12 protein-coding genes are annotated in these 12,915 nt (G+C 70.7%); 6 read left to right on the forward strand and 6 right to left on the reverse strand.

All coding sequences use genetic code 11. From position 1 onward, the window contains the following. Positions 1 to 127: 127 nt before the first annotated feature. A complete protein-coding gene (locus tag G6048_RS18065; RefSeq protein ID WP_165340584.1) occupies positions 128 to 757 on the reverse strand; it encodes a TetR/AcrR family transcriptional regulator in 630 nt (209 codons plus the stop codon). Between the two features lie 187 nt (positions 758 to 944). Here G6048_RS18065 and G6048_RS18070 point away from each other — a divergent pair, with 187 nt between their 5' ends. The 3 genes from G6048_RS18070 to G6048_RS18080 all read left to right on the forward strand — a co-directional run bounded on the left by G6048_RS18070 (position 945) and on the right by G6048_RS18080 (position 3,183). Continuing rightward, on the forward strand, positions 945 to 1,502 hold the full coding sequence (locus G6048_RS18070; RefSeq protein WP_165340585.1) for an SAV_6107 family HEPN domain-containing protein: 558 nt from the start codon (positions 945 to 947) through the stop codon (positions 1,500 to 1,502). A gap of 226 nt (positions 1,503 to 1,728) precedes the next feature. Beyond that, a complete protein-coding gene (locus tag G6048_RS18075; protein ID WP_165340586.1) occupies positions 1,729 to 2,499 on the forward strand; it encodes a class I SAM-dependent methyltransferase in 771 nt (256 codons plus the stop codon). 276 nt (positions 2,500 to 2,775) lie between these two features. Then, the gene (locus tag G6048_RS18080; protein WP_165340587.1) at positions 2,776 to 3,183 is read left to right on the forward strand and encodes a DUF3040 domain-containing protein; all 408 of its coding nucleotides are present in this window, start codon (positions 2,776 to 2,778) and stop codon (positions 3,181 to 3,183) included. A gap of 363 nt (positions 3,184 to 3,546) precedes the next feature. Here the strand turns inward: G6048_RS18080 and G6048_RS18085 are convergent, their stop codons facing one another. The 5 genes from G6048_RS18085 to G6048_RS18105 form a co-directional block, all read right to left on the reverse strand. Next, positions 3,547 to 5,946: a transglutaminase TgpA family protein gene (locus G6048_RS18085; RefSeq protein ID WP_165340588.1), complete on the reverse strand. Its 2,400-nt coding sequence runs from the start codon at positions 5,944 to 5,946 to the stop codon at positions 3,547 to 3,549. Further along, entirely contained in the window at positions 5,943 to 7,292 is a 1,350-nt protein-coding gene (locus G6048_RS18090) for a DUF58 domain-containing protein (RefSeq protein ID WP_165340589.1), read from the reverse strand. The genes G6048_RS18085 and G6048_RS18090 overlap by 4 nt, the downstream gene beginning before the upstream one ends. Continuing rightward, positions 7,292 to 8,329: an AAA family ATPase gene (locus G6048_RS18095; protein ID WP_165340590.1), complete on the reverse strand. Its 1,038-nt coding sequence runs from the start codon at positions 8,327 to 8,329 to the stop codon at positions 7,292 to 7,294. The genes G6048_RS18090 and G6048_RS18095 overlap by 1 nt, the downstream gene beginning before the upstream one ends. 193 nt (positions 8,330 to 8,522) lie before the next feature. Further along, the gene (locus G6048_RS18100) at positions 8,523 to 9,071 is read right to left on the reverse strand and encodes a beta-class carbonic anhydrase (protein WP_165340591.1); all 549 of its coding nucleotides are present in this window, start codon (positions 9,069 to 9,071) and stop codon (positions 8,523 to 8,525) included. A 198-nt stretch (positions 9,072 to 9,269) separates the two neighbouring features. After that, positions 9,270 to 9,470 (reverse strand): hypothetical protein, encoded by a 201-nt coding sequence (locus G6048_RS18105; protein WP_165340583.1) that lies wholly within the window; start codon positions 9,468 to 9,470, stop codon positions 9,270 to 9,272. On the opposite strand from G6048_RS18105, the gene rsmH reads away from it, so the two are divergent. The 3 genes from rsmH to G6048_RS18120 are packed head-to-tail and all read left to right on the forward strand — an operon-like array spanning position 9,453 to position 12,866. After that, the gene (rsmH, locus tag G6048_RS18110; RefSeq protein WP_165340592.1) at positions 9,453 to 10,409 is read left to right on the forward strand and encodes a 16S rRNA (cytosine(1402)-N(4))-methyltransferase RsmH; all 957 of its coding nucleotides are present in this window, start codon (positions 9,453 to 9,455) and stop codon (positions 10,407 to 10,409) included. The genes G6048_RS18105 and rsmH overlap by 18 nt on opposite strands. A gap of 31 nt (positions 10,410 to 10,440) precedes the next feature. Further along, entirely contained in the window at positions 10,441 to 10,902 is a 462-nt protein-coding gene (locus G6048_RS18115) for a septum formation initiator family protein (protein ID WP_165340593.1), read from the forward strand. Between the two features lie 5 nt (positions 10,903 to 10,907). Further along, on the forward strand, positions 10,908 to 12,866 hold the full coding sequence (locus tag G6048_RS18120) for a peptidoglycan D,D-transpeptidase FtsI family protein (RefSeq protein ID WP_328826270.1): 1,959 nt from the start codon (positions 10,908 to 10,910) through the stop codon (positions 12,864 to 12,866). Positions 12,867 to 12,915: the final 49 nt, after the last annotated feature.

The raw sequence follows: 12,915 nt of genomic DNA on the forward strand, positions 1-12,915 counted from the left end.
CCCGGGGGGAGACCGAAACGGGGGAGTACGGGGGAGCAAGAAGGGCGCCGGTCCGGCGTGGCCCGCGGGGGACGCGGCCACCTCGGACCGGCGCTCGCTTTTTCGGCCCCTTGTGCTCCTCTGTGCTTCAGCGGTTGCCGCTCACCCGCCCCTGAAGCAGCCGCGACAGCGCCGCGTGGACGTCGTCCAGGGAGCGCTCGGGCTGAAAGGCCTGCCAGTCCAGGGCGGCCACCAGGACCATGCCCACCAGGGCCGCCGCCGTGAGCGGGATGTCGATCTCGTCGCTCAGCTCGCCGTTCGCGACGCCGTCGCGCAGAACTCCCTCGACCACCGCGACGGCCTCCTGCCTGACCACCAGCAGGGTGGACTGCCAGGCCCGGTTCGTACGCCACAGCTCCGCCACGTACAGCTGCGCGAAGGCCGGATAGCGGTCGATGAAGACGAGTCCCGCCCGGATCATCGCGTCCAGCGCGTCGACCTTGCCGCCACCGTCTTGAGCGGTCTTCTCGGCCGCCTCCCGGAGGGAGGCGGTGAGGAGTCCCACGCCGTGCCGGAGCAGCTCTTCGAAGAGAACGGATTTGCTCGCGAAGTTGTAGTAGACGGTGCCCTTCGCGACGCCGGCGCGCTCGGCGATCTCGTCCACGGTGGTGGCGGAGAAGCCCTGCTCCGCGATGAGCGTCACGGCCGCCTCGTAGAGCTTCTGCCGGGTCAGCTGTCTCCGGCTGCTGCCGCTGTCCACGGCCTTGCTGCTTTCCATGGCCCTGATTCTCACAGGCTCAGCTCACCTACGCCCTGATCCAGGCGGCCCCTCGCTCACTACCCCGAACGCTAGATCGAATCAAAAGCCCAGGTCAGAACGCGTTGTCAGTGGCATACCTCACGATGGGCACATACGGCATCACCTGACATGCCGTTGCCGTCACACAGACGACAGGAGGTTCGTCATGGCCAGCTACCACGCAGCCGCCGCCCGCCGGCGCCGCGCCACCGGCCCTGCCCCCTCACTGACCGGCCCGGCGAGCGACGTACACCCCGTGCTCCGCCGGGCCACGGCCCCGCCCGCCGCGCTCGACCTGCTCGCCCAGGCCCGCGCCGGACTCGACGAGGCGGCCCTGCTGGAAACGCCCAACGAGCGCTACGCGACGGCCCACCTCGCGGCCCTGCGCACCGCCGCCGCCGTGCTCGCCGCCCGGGGCCGCCCCGAATCCAGTCCGAGGCGCCGGGCGAAGATCCGGAGCGCCTGGGAAGTGCTCCCTGAGATCGCGCCCGAACTCACCGAGTGGAGCGCGTTGTTCGCCTCCGGAGCTCGCCGACGTGCCCGCGCGGAGGCAGGCATACAGGGCGCGGCCAGCAGCCGCGACGCCGACGACCTGCTGCGCGACGTGGCGATGTTCCTGCGCCTCGTCGAGCGCATGCTCGTCCTGCAGCCCGTGCTGCCCCAGCCCCGGCAGGACGCCGACCAGGAAGAACCAGACGTACCGGAGGTACCGGATGCGGGATGAACGACACAGAAGCGGGATGAGTGAGGCAGCGTCCGCCCGGGGCCGATTCGGTACGGCTGTCCGCCCAGGCACTGCCGTCCGTCGCGCGAGACGGAGAGCCGGACACGGGGCCGGAGGCAATAGGGTTGGCAACGCCTGCACCTTCCCCTGGCCGCACAGGTCCGGGGAAGGCATCCCTATCGCTCCGCCGTAGCCGAGGCGGTGCCGCGCCGAGGAGTCAACTGCTGTGTCGGACCCGTCGCGCCCCCGCGCTTCTCTCCGTACCGCCGTGGTCTGGGACGTCCTGAAGGATGCCCTCGACCGCCGGGTCAAGGCCACCGGCCGGGAGTCGCTCGACGTGCTCGACACAGGAGGCGGCAGCGGCAAGTTCGCGGTGCCCGCCGCCCGCCTCGGCCACCGCGTCACCGTCGTGGACCCCAGCCCGAACGCGCTGTTCGCGCTGGAGCGCCGGGCCGCCGAGGCCGAAGTCGCCGACCGGGTCCAAGGCGTCCAGGGCGACGCCCACGGCCTCTTCGACGTCGTCGAACGAGGCGGCTACGACGTGGTGTTGTGCCACGGCGTGCTCGAGTACGTGGACGACCCCGCCGAAGGCGTCGCCAACGCCGTGGCCTCGCTGCGCTCCGGGGGAGTCCTCAGCCTGCTCGCCTCCGGACTGGGGGGCGCGGTGCTCGCGCGCGCCCTGGCCGGGCACTTCACCGAGGCCCGGCACGCACTCGGCGACCCGGACGGCCGCTGGGGCGAGGGCGATCCCGTACCCCGGCGCTTCACCACCGAGCAGCTCACCGCTCTCGTCGAGGGCGCCGGTCTGCGCGTGGGCGCGGTGCACGGCGTACGGGTCTTCGCGGACCTCGTCCCCGGAGTCCTCGTCGACACCGAGCCCGGCGCCCTGGACGCCCTGCTCAAGCTGGAGGCCGCGGCGGCCGAGCTGCCCGCCTTCCACTCCGTGGCCACCCAGCTTCATGTGCTCGGCGAGACCCGGGATGCCGCCGAGGCCTGAGCCGACTCCCGTGGCCCTGCCGCTGATCAGGAGCGCGACGGCAGATGGAGTACGCCACAGCGGCCCCGATCGAGCGCTCGGAGCCGTATGATCGGAGGAGACCGTCCGGCATGACGGGCCGGTCGCTGGGGAATGCACGCTTCAGTGAACCGGGGTGCCATGGCGGAATCCGGTTGGCTAATTGGCGTAGAGGGGCGGGTTTCACGGGGGCGATTCCCTGCCTATCCTGAAGGGGACCCCCGGTCGCCCCGGCGACTGCACGATGAGGAGGACTCCGTGCCGCTCTCGGAGCACGAGCAGCGAATGCTCGAGCAGATGGAGCGAGCGCTGTACGCCGAAGATCCCAAGTTCGCGACAGCGCTTGAGGGAAGCGGGCTGCGTACGTACACCCGGAAACGGGTTTACCAGGCGGTCGTGGGCTTCCTGGTTGGTATCGCGCTCCTCATGGCCGGAATGGTCGCACAGCAGATTTGGGTCAGCGTGGTGGGATTTCTCGTCATGCTGGGCTGCGCGGTGCTCGCCGTCACCGGTTGGCGCAAAGCCCCCAAGCCGGGCGAGCAGCCCGCTGCGGGTGCCGGTGCGCCGAGCGCACCGCAAGCCCGCCGTCAGGGCCGGCAGCGGCGCTCCATGATGGACCGCATAGAGGAGCGCTGGCAGCGGCGCCGCGACGAACAAGGCCATTAGCCCCCGGGCGGAGAGCCAGTACAGCGCGCAAGGGGTGACCACCTGCTGGTGGCCGCCCCTTCGGCATGCCTGCGTGCGCCTCCGGCCCTGAGCAGCTCGCCCACGTGACGCTCACGGGCCCTCGCTCACAAGGCGTACGGCTCGGAACGTCACCGGAGTCCGGCACCTGACCTCCGTACGGCAGGCGAGCCTCGCTGACGCACGACACTGGACTTCACCGCCCTGCGAGGGCCGCACCTTACCGCTGTACGACGCCGAACCTCATCGGCGTGCCTCACCTGTTTACGACGTCGCACCCTGCCGAAACGACCGAGGGCGCCCACCCCGACCGGGCAGGCGCCCCCTTCCAGGGCCACAGGGTCCTCAGCCGCTGCCTTCTCCTGCCGAGGGCCGCCGGATCAGCGTCGTGACGCGAGCCGTCGCCCGGGACGTGAGCGATGCCCAGCTCTCGGAGACCGCCCACGCCACCCGTACAGCCGAGCGGGGCGCCAGCAGGGCCCTCAGGCGGGTGCCGGTGCTGACCGAGGCGCGCAGGCCGTCGGTCATCCTGCGGACGTCGTCGGCCAGCCCCGGCGTCGGCCGGGGCCGCGGCGCGTACAGGACCTGCTCCACGGCGTCCGCGATCCGGTGCACGGACGTCGCGGCCGCCGGATCCAGGTGACCCAGCCGGACGATCCGGGCGGCCGCCTTGCGGGGTGTCTGGGACTCGTCCGGCGCGATACCGAAGTCCCAGGCCGTATCGGTCACTTCATGCCACGCGGCCAGCGTGTGAGCCGCCGCGTCCGCCTCGGTGCGGCCATGCGTGCCGAGCCGTACGGCCCGTACTCTCATCCGCCACATCATCGGCAGCAGTGGTATCGCGAGCACGGCGAGACCGGCCAGGGCCCACAGCAGGATCTGCGGCCACGGCGAGCCGTCGTCCGGCGCCGTGATCGCCGCCTCGGGAGACTCGCTGGCGCAAGGCTCCTGCAGCCTCTTCTGCTCTGCCGTGCAGCTCTCGCTGGTCGACGGGGCGGCCGCGGAAGGCCGAGGCGCGGCCTCCTCCGACGTACCCGGCTCGGGGAGCGTGGTGCCCGGAGTGTCCGAGCGGGTGTACTCCGGAACCGTGCCGCGGTTCGGCGTCGGCTCGAAGCGGGTCCAGCCCACGCCCTCGAAGTACAGCTCGGGCCAGGCGTGCGCGTCCCGCAGGCCCACGGACATCGTGCCGTCCGACTGCGGCGAGCCAGGTGTGAAGCCGACCGCCACACGGGCGGGTATGCCCAGCGTGCGGGCCATCGAGGCCATCGCGAAGGAGAAGTGGACGCAGAAGCCCTCCTTGTCCCTCAGGAAGCGCTCGATCGCCTGCGAACCGCTGCCGACCTGCACCTCCGTGTCGTACACGAAGCCGCCCTCCAGGGAGAACCAGTCCTGGAGCTTCACCGCGCGCTCGTAGTTGTTGCTCGAACCCGCCGTGACCTGTCGCGCCGTGTCGTACACCACCGAGGGCAGCGATTCGGGCACATCGGTGAACTCGCGCCGCAGCCAGCCGGGCGGCTCCGGAGCGTCGGCGAGCTGCTCCGCGGTCGGCTGCACGATCAGGCTCTTGACGGAGTAGTCCAGGCCGCGCGTGGTCTGGCCGTGGTCGCCGACGAGCGTGCGCCCCACGGGCTCGTACCGCCACTTGCCGCTGATCCCCACCTGGCTGGCCGGGTAGGGCATGGGCAGCCAGTCCTGCGCGTACGAGTCAGCCGCCGAGATCCTTGTCTCGACCTCCGTGCGCCGGACCTCGCCCCCGAGACCGGGCGGCGTCGGGAAGGTCCCCGGCACATCCTCGATGTTGCGCTTGGACGGTTTCCATGCCGTGCCGTCGAACTCGTCGAGCGAGACGATCCGCAGATAAAGGTCCTGCGTGTCCTCGGAGTTGGTGTTGTACGACATGACCTGGCGGTCCTCGTCCACGTTCAGACTGTCGCGGAGCGAGACCAACGGGTTCACCGCGGAGATCGTGCCGCCGCCTCCGGAGCCCGAGCCGACACCTGTCCCCGTACCGTCCAGCAGGCCGCCGTCGAGGGACGGCAGACCGAGCGGCACCACCAGGGCTATGCCGAGCGCGACGGCACCTATGCGCCGCCCTGTGCGGACCGGCGCGACGGCGCCCGGCGACGGGTCGGGGCCCGGCGTGCGGGGTGCGCCGCCGAAGACCCGGCCCCACTGCGAGAGCCGGTCACGGCCCTCGGCCAGCAGCAACAGCAGATAACCGGCGGCCGCCAGCAGGAACCACAGCCATCCGGCGCCGCCGTCCGAGAGGCCGGCCGCGACCGAGTACAGCGCGAGCAGCGGCAGCCCGGCCGGGGCGGCGCTGCGCAGCGTCACCGCGAGCGCGTCCACCGCCAGCCCGATCACCAGGACACCGCCGACCATCATCAGCCGGATGCCTTCGGACAGCGGCGCGGGGATCGCGAACCGCCCGACGTCCTCCCCGCCCGTCTGCAGCAGCAGCCCGAACTGCTCAAACACCTCCGGGCCGGGGATGATGCCGAGGATGGCCTGCTCACGGGCGAACGTCAGCGTCAGCAGTATCAGGGTCACCAGGGCCTGCGCCGCGATCGTCAACGGCCGGGCCAGCGGAACCCGCCGGGCCGCCGCGCCCACACCGGTCTGGATCGCGAGCAGGAACGCCGCCTGCAGAAGCCAGGTCGCCGGAGTGACCAGCGGCAGCAGTGCGCACGCCGCCAGCAGCGTCGCCGCCATGGAGCACAGCGCCAGTCGCGCGCCCCCGCTCATGAGCCGCCTCCCGCCGTGCTGCCGGCCGGCGTGACCTGATTGCGCTGCCGGTCCGCCTCCCGCCACAGATCGGCGAGACCCGCGCCCGGCGGCACGGACACAGCGGTCCAGCCCGCCTCCCGCAGCATCCGGAGCCGGTCCTCACTGTCCTCGTGGGCCTCACCCTCCACCCACGACTCACTGTCCAGCAGGAAGGCGACGGCCCCGCCGCTGCGCTGCCGCATCTTGGCGAGCACCGTCGCCTGCTCCTCGTCGAGGTCGCCCAGAAAAGCCACCAGAAGCCCTTCGTTCCCCCCGCGCAGCACGTCGTACGCCCGGGACAGGCCCGTACCGTCGGAGTGGTCGATCACCGCCAGGGTGTCCATCATCAGACCCGCCGCGTCCGCCGATTCCTGGTTGGCGCCCGCGAACCCGTCCGCCCCCTCGCCGGGCACCGAATTGCCGGTGTCCGTCAACAGCCGTACCGAAAAGCCACGTTCGAGCATGTGCACCAGCGTGGACGCCGCGCTGGACACGGCCCACTCGAAGGCCGAGTCCGGTCCCGCGCCCTCGAAGGCGATGCCCCGGGTATCGAGGAGCACCGTGCAACGGGCCCGCTGCGGCTGCTCCTCGCGGCGCACCATCAGTTCGCCGTACCGCGCGGTCAAGCGCCAGTGGACCCGGCGCAGATCGTCGCCGTAGCGGTATCCGCGCGGGATCACGTCGTCCTCGCCGGCCAGTGCCAGTGAGCGGTTCCGCCCGTCGCCGTACCCCTTGGCCTCGCCGGTCAGCCGCACCGGAGGCAGCGGCTCCACGCGCGGGATGACCGTCAGGGTGTCGTACGTCGAGAAGGAGCGGGTCAGCTCGCACATCCCGAACGGGTCGCTGAGCCGCAGCTGGAGGGGACCCAGCGGATAACGGCCCCGCAGGTCGGAGCGCACGCGGTACGACACCTCGCGCCGGCCGCCCGCCTCCATCCGGTCCAGTACGAACCGGGGCCGCGGCCCCAGCACGTACGGCACGCGGTCCTGGAGCATCAGCAGTCCCGTGGGCAGCCGAGAAACGTTGTCCATCCGCAGATGGACCCGGGCCTCGGAGCCCGCGGGCACGCGCCCGGGCGAAAGCCGGCGGCTGCCCGCCACCCGGTAGCGCGTGCGGTACAGCACGGCCGCGCACACCAGCGGCAGCACGGCCAGCAGCAGCCCGACCCGGAGCAGATCGCTCTGCCCCAGGACGTACGCGCACACCGCGGCCGCCACGCCGGCCGCCAGGAAGGACCGCCCGCGCGTGGTGAGCCCGGCGAGTGCCGTACGCAGGCCGCCCTTGTCCTCCTCGGCCTGCGCCGCCGGCATGCCCCCGGTGGTCATCACAGCCTCCGGGGCGGCTGCTGGCCGAACTCCGGAGCCGGCCGGCCCATCGTCAGACCGCTCTGCGAGACAGGCGCCGCGGGCACAGGAGTGCGCTGCAGGATCTCCAGCACGACCTGCTCGGCCGTACGACGGTTCAGCTGCGCCTGGGCGGTCGGCAGCAGACGGTGGGCGAGGACCGCCACCGCCAGCGCCTGGACGTCGTCCGGAAGGGCGTAGTCCCGGCCGCTGAGCGCCGCGGAAGCCTTTGCCGCACGCAGCAGGTGCAGCGTCGCGCGCGGGGAGGCGCCCAGCCTCAGGTCGGGGTGGGTGCGGGTGGCGGCGACCAGGTCCACCGCGTAACGCCGCACCGGGTCGGCGACATGGACCGTGCGGACCGCGTCGATGAGCTTCACGACGTCGTGCGCGTGCGCCACCGGCTGGAGGTCGTCCAGCGGTGAGACACCGCCGTGGATGTCCAGCATCTCCAACTCGGCCTCCGCGCTCGGATAGCCGATGGAGACACGTGCCATGAAGCGGTCGCGCTGCGCCTCCGGCAGCGGGTAGGTGCCCTCCATCTCGACCGGGTTCTGGGTGGCCACCACCATGAAAGGGCTGGGCAGTTCGTAGGTATGCCCGTCGATGGTGACCTGGCGCTCCTCCATGGACTCCAGGAGCGCGGACTGCGTCTTGGGCGACGCGCGGTTGATCTCGTCGCCGATCACGATCTGCGCGAAGATCGCGCCCGGTTTGAACTCGAATTCGCTGCGCTGCTGATCCCAGATGGACACCCCGGTGATGTCCGAGGGCAGCAGATCGGGTGTGAACTGGATTCGCCGCACCGAGCAGTCGATGGACCGCGCCAGTGCCTTGGCCAGCATGGTCTTGCCGACGCCGGGAACATCCTCGATCAGAAGATGTCCCTCGGCGAGCAGTACGGTCAGCGAAAGCCGTACGACCTCAGGCTTGCCCTCGATCACTCCCTCCACCGAACTGCGGACTCGCTCCACAGTGGTGGTCAGATCCGTAAGGCTCGCTCGATCGTCATAGGTCGTCACCCGGCCCTCCTCGGCCCGTTCTTTCTCCGGGCCGACGCGCACGACGCGAACCGGCCCACCTCGAACACGGACACCACGCGTGAAAAGTTCCGCGTGACGCCACACCCGCATTCTTGTTGCCGTTACCGGTTCGTGTCACTCGCCTGTGGACAACTGGCTGTGATATGTCGGGGCTTACGCCTTTTGGGTGGGGTCAGGTGGGGTCAATCTCACGCAGCAGTCCCGTTTTCACATCGAACACGAAACCACGTACGTCGTCGGTGTGGAGAAGGAACGGAGAAGTGCGTACCCGCTGCATGGACTGCCGTATGTCCTGGTCCACGTCCCGGAAGGCTTCCACCGCCCAGGCTGGACGCTGGCCGACCTCCATCTCCAGCTCGTGCCGGAACTCCTCGGTGAGGGATTCCAGGCCGCAGCCGGTGTGGTGGATGAGGACGACGCTGCGGGTGCCGAGCGCCCGCTGGCTGATGGTGAGGGAGCGGATCACGTCGTCGGTGACGACGCCGCCCGCGTTGCGGATCGTGTGGCAGTCGCCCAGTTCCAGGCCGAGCGCGTCGTGCAGGTCGAGACGGGCGTCCATGCAGGCCACGACGGCTACCTCGAGCACCGGGCGGGCATCCATGCCCGGGTCGCTGAATGCGGCGGCGTACCGCTTGTTGGCCTCGACGAGACGGTCGGTGACGGTGTCGCCGCTGGATATGGCGGCTTCGGGTTCGGTGGGAACGGATGCGGAAGTCGTCATACCCATGACGGTAATCGTCACAGTCCGTACACGCGTGCTGTGAGAGCGGACAAAGAACATCAACAAGCGTTGTTGTGAGCTAACCCACATGGGTGTTGCGTGGGTGCCCGTAAGGGTGGTTCTCCGCGATGTGCCGCGTCAATGGAGGCGGGGTCGCGCGACGCGCAGGGCGGCTGATTGACCGCGGGACACGGTGGACTAAAGTGACGCGAACTGGGAGGCGAGAGTCTCCCAACTGGACTGTTGTCCCCCGGAGGACCCGGCGACGTGCCGGAATCTCCCCGCGTGCGCGGCGCGTACGTACGGCTCGGCCTCCTCCCGCTCCCGGTCGGTCGGGGACCCGGCGGTGCGTACGGCCGCGTCGGATTTGAGAGGGCCCCCTTGAGCCGCAGTCGACATGTTCCGGTGATGCTCCAGCGGTGCCTGGACCTGTTGGCCCCGGCTCTGGAGCGGCCCGGAGCCGTCGTCGTCGACTGCACCCTCGGCCTCGGCGGCCACAGCGAGGCTCTGCTCACCCGGTTCCGCGAGGCTCGCCTCGTCGCCCTGGACCGCGACAAGGAGGCCTTGCGTCTCTCCGGAGAGCGGCTCGCCCCCTTCGGTGACCGGGCCACTCTGGTGCACGCCGTCTACGACGAGCTCCCGGACGTACTCGACCGGCTCGGCCTCCCGCGCGTCCAGGGCGTCCTCTTCGACCTCGGCGTCTCCTCCATGCAGCTCGACGAGGCGGAGCGCGGGTTCGCGTACGCCCAGGACGCCCCGCTCGACATGCGGATGGACCAGTCGACCGGGGTCAGTGCGGCCGAGGTGCTCAACACGTACGCGCCGGGCGAACTCGTCCGGATCCTCAGGGTGTACGGCGAGGAGAAGCAGGCCAAGCGGATCGTGTCCGCGATCGTGCGGGAGCGCGCGAAGGAGCCCTTCAGTAACAGCGCGCGTCTCGTCGAGCTGATCCGGGACGCGCTGCCGCAGGCCGCCAAGCGCACCGGGGGCAATCCGGCCAAGCGAACCTTCCAGGCACTGCGTATCGAGGTCAACGGCGAACTCACCGTCCTGGAGAGGGCGATTCCCGCGGCAGTGGAGGCGCTCGCCGTCGGTGGCCGGATCGCCGTGCTGTCGTATCACTCGCTGGAGGACCGGCTGGTCAAGCAAGTGTTCGCGGCCGGTGCCGCCACCACCGCGCCGGCCGGCCTGCCGGTGGTGCCCGAGCGCTATCAGCCCCGGCTGAAGCTGCTGACGCGCGGTGCGGAGCTCCCCACGGAGGAGGAGATCGCTCAGAACAGGCGTGCCGCACCGGCGCGGCTGCGCGGGGCACAGCGCATCCGGGAGTCCGTCGAATGAGGGGCGCAAGGCGCAAGAAGGGGGCGGTTGAGTGAGTAGGAAACCCCAACTGAGGGGTCGGGCCGCCCGGCTCGCCCGCCTCATCCCGTCCGGTTCCGGACAGGCCGGCCGTACGCCCTTCGTCCTCCTCGTCGTGCTCCTCCTGGGCGGCGGCCTCATCGGGCTGCTGGTCCTGAACTCCGCTCTCAGCGAGGGGGCGTTCAAGCTCGACGACCTCCAGGACGACACGAAGAGCCTCACCGACGAGGAGCAGGCCCTACAGCGGGACGTGGACTCCTACTCCGCCCCCGACGCCCTCCAGCGCCGCGCCCGCGAGCTGGGCATGGTGCCCGGCGGTGACCCCGCCTTCCTCAATCCCGACGGCACGATAAGAGGGGTTCCTGAGGCCGCCCAGCGGTCCTCGGTACGCGTCCCCCTGGTGCTGTCGCCCGAGAAGCCCGACTCCACGCCGAAGCCGAAACCCACGCAGCCCCCTACGCCCCCCGGCAGGTGACGGAAGTGTCCGACAAGGAACCGCCGCGCCGCCGAGTGCCGTCGCCCGGCAGGCCCGTACGACCCGCCAGTCGGCGTCCGGGGCCCGGCGCCCGCCCCCCGCGCCGCCCGGCCACGCTCCGCGCGGGGCGGACACCGGGGCCACGCATGATCCGGCTGGGCAGCCCCCGGCCCCGGCTGCGCCTGGTCAGCCTCGCGCTGACGCTGGTGATGATCGCCTTCGTGGTGCGGCTGCTTCAGGTGCAGGCGGTCGACGCGAGCGTGTACTCGGCCAAGGCCGAGCAGAACCGGTACTTCAGCCGCACCCTGGCCGCCGAGCGCGGCGGGATCACCGACCGCAACGGCGTCGAGCTGGCCACCAGCGTGGACGCGAACGACATCACGGCCGACCCCACGATGTTCACGCGGAAGGCGACGAAGACCGACGACGCCCCCGAGCAGGCCGCCGCTCTGCTCGGCCCGATCCTCGGCAAGAAACCCGCCGAGCTCGCCGAGAAGCTCCGGACGAAGGGCACCCAGTACGTCCTGCTGGCCCGTCGCCAGACCCCCCAGGTCTGGACGCAGATCAACGACCTGAAGACGACGCTCGCCGAGAAGGCCCAGAAGGACAGGACGGCCGTGAACGTGCTGGCGGGCGTCTTCCAGGAGCCCACCAGCAAGCGGGTCTATCCGAACGGCGGCCTCGGCGCCGGGATACTGGGCTGGGTCAACGCCGACGGCAAGGGCGGCGGCGGTGTCGAGCAGCAGCTGAACAAGGAACTGACCGGCAAGGACGGCGAAATCCGCTACGCCCAGGCCGGCGGCCACCGGGTCCCGACCGCGGGCAGTACGGAGACGCCCGCCGTGGCCGGTTCCGAGGTCGAGCTGACCATCGACCGTGACATCCAGTGGGCCGCGCAGAACGCCATTACGGAGCAGGTGAAGGAGTCCAAGGCGGACCGCGGCTATGTGATCGTGCAGGACAACAAGACCGGCGAGATCCTCGCGATGGCCAACTCGCCCGGCTTCGACCCCAACGACCTCTCCCAGGCCGGCTCGGCGGCGCTCGGCAACGCGGCTCTCCAGGACGCGTACGAACCCGGCTCCACCGCGAAGGTCATGTCGATGGCGGCCGTTCTGGAGGAGGACGCCGCCACGCCCGGGACGCATGTGGTCGTGCCCAACCGGCTGCACCGGGGCGACCGGCTCTTCCGGGACGACATCGACCACCCGACCTGGTATCTGACGCTCAACGGCGTCCTCGCCAAGTCCAGCAACATCGGCACCATCCTGGCGACCGGCCAGCTCGGCAAGACCCAGAAGCAGGCCAACCAGGTCCTCTACTCGTATCTGCGCAAGTTCGGCATCGGCCGCGAGACCGGACTCGGCTTTCCCGGCGAGACGAACGGCATCCTCGCACCCGCCGACAAGTGGTCGACCTCGCAGCAGTACACGATTCCTTTCGGCCAGGGCGTGTCGATCAACGCGATGCAGGCGGCCTCCGTCTACTCGACGATCGCGAACGGCGGCGTACGCGTCGAGCCGACCCTCGTACGGGGCACCAAGGGAGCCGACGGCCGCTTCACACCGGCCCCGAAGCCCAAGAAGACAAGGGTCGTGAGCCAGAAGACGGCGAAGACCCTCGCCCAGATGCTGGAGTCCGTCGTGGACGACGAGGAGGGCACCGGCACCAAGGCCCGTATCCCCGGCTACCGCGTCGCGGGGAAGACAGGCACCGCCAACCGGGTGGATCCGGCCACCGGCCGCTACCGCGGCTACACCTCCTCGTTCGCCGGCTTCGCGCCCGCCGACAACCCCCGCGTGACCGTGTACTGCGCGATCCAGAACGCCACCAAGGGCAGCTACTTCGGCGGCCAGATCTGCGGACCCGTCTACAAGGAGGTCCTGGAGTTCGCCCTCAAGACCCTCCAGGTGCCGCCCACCGGGGAGGCGCCCGCCCGACTTCCGGTCACCTTCAATCCCTGATCAGCACCGGACATGTCCAGTCACCCGGAACACCGAGCAGGAACCAATT

Origin of the sequence: Streptomyces ureilyticus, assembly GCF_011045025.1 — a bacterium.
In the GTDB taxonomy this organism is placed as follows: Bacteria; Actinomycetota; Actinomycetes; order Streptomycetales; family Streptomycetaceae; genus Streptomyces; species Streptomyces ureilyticus.

Coding starts and splice junctions, on each gene's coding strand:
- G6048_RS18065 (WP_165340584.1), bottom strand. CDS start 757: ATGGAAAGCAGCAAGGCCGTGGACAGCGGCAGCAGCCGGAGACAGCTG.
- G6048_RS18070 (WP_165340585.1), top strand. CDS start 945: ATGGCCAGCTACCACGCAGCCGCCGCCCGCCGGCGCCGCGCCACCGGC.
- G6048_RS18085 (WP_165340588.1), bottom strand. CDS start 5,946: ATGAGCGGGGGCGCGCGACTGGCGCTGTGCTCCATGGCGGCGACGCTG.
- G6048_RS18090 (WP_165340589.1), bottom strand. CDS start 7,292: ATGACCACCGGGGGCATGCCGGCGGCGCAGGCCGAGGAGGACAAGGGC.
- G6048_RS18100 (WP_165340591.1), bottom strand. CDS start 9,071: ATGACGACTTCCGCATCCGTTCCCACCGAACCCGAAGCCGCCATATCC.
- G6048_RS18105 (WP_165340583.1), bottom strand. CDS start 9,470: ATGTCGACTGCGGCTCAAGGGGGCCCTCTCAAATCCGACGCGGCCGTA.